At 31.8% G+C, this 2,335-nt stretch carries 3 protein-coding genes and 1 pseudogene; all 4 read right to left on the bottom strand.

Features of this window, described 5'->3' with window-relative positions:
• Positions 1–185 precede the first annotated feature (185 nt).
• The 4 genes and pseudogenes from MR593_RS01150 to MR593_RS01135 all read right to left on the bottom strand — a co-directional run bounded on the left by MR593_RS01150 (position 186) and on the right by MR593_RS01135 (position 2,255).
• Entirely contained in the window at positions 186–1,016 is an 831-nt protein-coding gene (locus MR593_RS01150; protein ID WP_290686056.1) for an N-acetylmuramoyl-L-alanine amidase, read from the bottom strand.
• A 115-nt stretch (positions 1,017–1,131) separates the two neighbouring features.
• Positions 1,132–1,524 carry a phage holin family protein gene (locus tag MR593_RS01145; protein WP_290686054.1) on the bottom strand — a complete coding sequence of 131 codons (393 nt, stop codon included), beginning with the start codon at positions 1,522–1,524 and terminating at the stop codon, positions 1,132–1,134.
• 15 nt (positions 1,525–1,539) lie between these two features.
• A pseudogene (gene nrdD, locus MR593_RS13635) lies at positions 1,540–1,656 on the bottom strand (anaerobic ribonucleoside-triphosphate reductase); the annotation flags it as partial.
• Between the two features lie 380 nt (positions 1,657–2,036).
• The gene (locus MR593_RS01135; protein ID WP_290686050.1) at positions 2,037–2,255 is read right to left on the bottom strand and encodes a DUF3310 domain-containing protein; all 219 of its coding nucleotides are present in this window, start codon (positions 2,253–2,255) and stop codon (positions 2,037–2,039) included.
• Positions 2,256–2,335: the final 80 nt, after the last annotated feature.

The raw sequence follows: 2,335 nt of genomic DNA, 5'->3' as shown, positions 1-2,335 counted from the left end.
ACGTCAACTTTAAAATTTAATTGTGAAGGAGCTAGAGGACTAATAATCCCCTAGCTTTTTATATAGCTATAAAAATAATTAAGATGGTATATAAAACTATGTAAAATAATAAATATTTCATATCTATATAGCTTCGTCGCTTCATTATATCACCTCAATTACAAGGATTGACACATATACGAAATTTATACAAGTTTTAGATATTTTACATTAACAAATCCGTGTTTTATATTGTTATCTTTTATGTAATAGATAGAGCCCCAGCTGTTATATACATATCCTAATGTAACCTCTGTTCCATTTTCTAGAGTATCTACTATAGTTCCAAGTGTCTCACCTTCTGCCCTTCTGTCCCTTACATTAAGAGTATCAGAGCAAACTACTTTAGCAGCGCAATTATAGTCTTTATTATTAGCTATAGCTTTTTTATTATCCTTCATTTTTGAAGATATATCCTTTCTAAACTTAGCCATTGTTAATCCAAACTTTGACCAGATAGAAGCTGTATCTCCGTGATTAGATGCTATCCCTAACTCATGTCCTTCTACATGGTTAAGTATAACTGGATAACCCTCGTCAGTCTTGCCTAACGGATCTAGATTGTTTTCTTCGCAAAGTTTAGCAAATAGCTCTACCGCAGTATTATATGTATCTAGAACATGCTCTTTTGCGTCGGCTTTATCTGTTATTTTGAAAGTACAAGGACCCGTATATACGATACTGTTTGGAATAGTCATCTCTACTCCTATATACATATTGTTAGCACTTACTGATTTACTTCCAGCGCCACTATGCCAGCCCTTGATATTCCAAGGCAAGCATTGATATACATTACTACCTTTTTCTATTATTGCATGGACAGCTACCGTTACATTAGGCTTATTCCATTGACTTATAAAAGCACTTGCCTTTGGTTGTGTGCATCCAACGTCGTGTATCATTAAGCCTTTGACCTTCATATGCATATTTTGTTTATATCTATCATTTTTTGTTATGTAGTCTTTTATAATTTTCATATTATCACATCCTATCTTAAAATAATAAAACGAACTCGCTTTGGCCAAACAAAATCACTTAAAATAATAAAGCTACATACATAAAAAATCGTTACATGCATATAGCTATAAAATCCTATTTTTTGTCTCTTAATTGTACAAGTACATCCCTTAATCGCTCAGGAATAGGTATAAATTCACTTGCATTTTCTAGTAATGATATAGCTTCGTTTGATATGAAAAACACAAGTGTCATTTCTCTAAGAGGTATGTTATTTCCGACAACTTTCTGAATTTCATATGCCGTAGCTATAACTATAAAGATAAAAATTTTCTTTATTATACCCTTGTATCCTACTTCACTACTTAACTGTTTGTTGTATATAGCCTTTAAGATGCCTGTTAAATAGTCTAAGACTACAAGTGTTATAATCACTCCTAATAACATGTCAAAACCTCCTAAATGCTTGCACAAAAACCCTCCTACTATCCCTACTATAATACTTATCGAATTAAAATATTTTTCCATGTATTTTACTCCCTTCTAACAACCACATGAGTGTTTTACTCTGTCTTTAAGCTCGTCTTTTTTCGCGTTGTTCCATCTGTTTGTCGTACCTACTAGATAACCTGTGATTCTTCTTATTCTTTCAAAGTCAACTGGAGCTAATGAATAAGTAAGATTAGCATATCCTTCATTATCAATAACTATCTCAACCCATTCGATTTCTCTATGTGGATTTTTATTTTTTATGTGCTTGATATAAGCTTCAATTTCTTGTTGCTCTAGATGTACACCTTTTGGAGTTCTAATATTGATTTTTATACTATCTTTTTTCATAAAATCACTTCCTTTACACAGCTATATATCTACTTGTAACTTACTCTTTACAGCTTGTAACCTATATTTAACACACTTCAAAACATTGGAATTACTACATTCTTATATTTAATAAGGAAATATATTTCACTCGCAGCATGCCCAAGCTCTAAAGTAATTCAAAGAAGCTCTTAACCATATTGCCGACGTGGGAAAAATGGTTATTTTGATTCTTTCTCTAATTGTTCTAATTTTTTTATATATCTGTTCAAGTACCACTGAGCTTTTTTAAGATCTTCTAAAGTATCACCTTTTTTGCCAGCTCGACTGATATATTTGACTACATTACCTAAATGAAATCCTAATTGTTTGTCTTCTATATAGTCAATTACTTCAATATTTCCGTCTGTATAATGTGCTGGATGATTTACATTATCCATTTTTTACCCCCCTTTTTTTCGCATGTTTTCGCATGATTTAAGTCTGTTTTCGCATACTTTTCGCATGAAAAAACGAGACA

It is taken from the genome of Intestinibacter sp. (assembly GCF_022780145.1).
Taxonomy (GTDB): domain Bacteria; phylum Bacillota; class Clostridia; order Peptostreptococcales; family Peptostreptococcaceae; genus Intestinibacter.
This window is presented reverse-complemented; position numbering and strand designations above follow the sequence as displayed.

What these genes read in the sequence shown, in the direction of transcription:
- MR593_RS01150 (WP_290686056.1), bottom strand. Translation starts at nt 1,016, where the DNA reads ATGAAAATTATAAAAGACTACATAACAAAAAATGATAGATATAAACAA.
- MR593_RS01145 (WP_290686054.1), bottom strand. Translation starts at nt 1,524, where the DNA reads ATGGAAAAATATTTTAATTCGATAAGTATTATAGTAGGGATAGTAGGA.
- MR593_RS01135 (WP_290686050.1), bottom strand. Translation starts at nt 2,255, where the DNA reads ATGGATAATGTAAATCATCCAGCACATTATACAGACGGAAATATTGAA.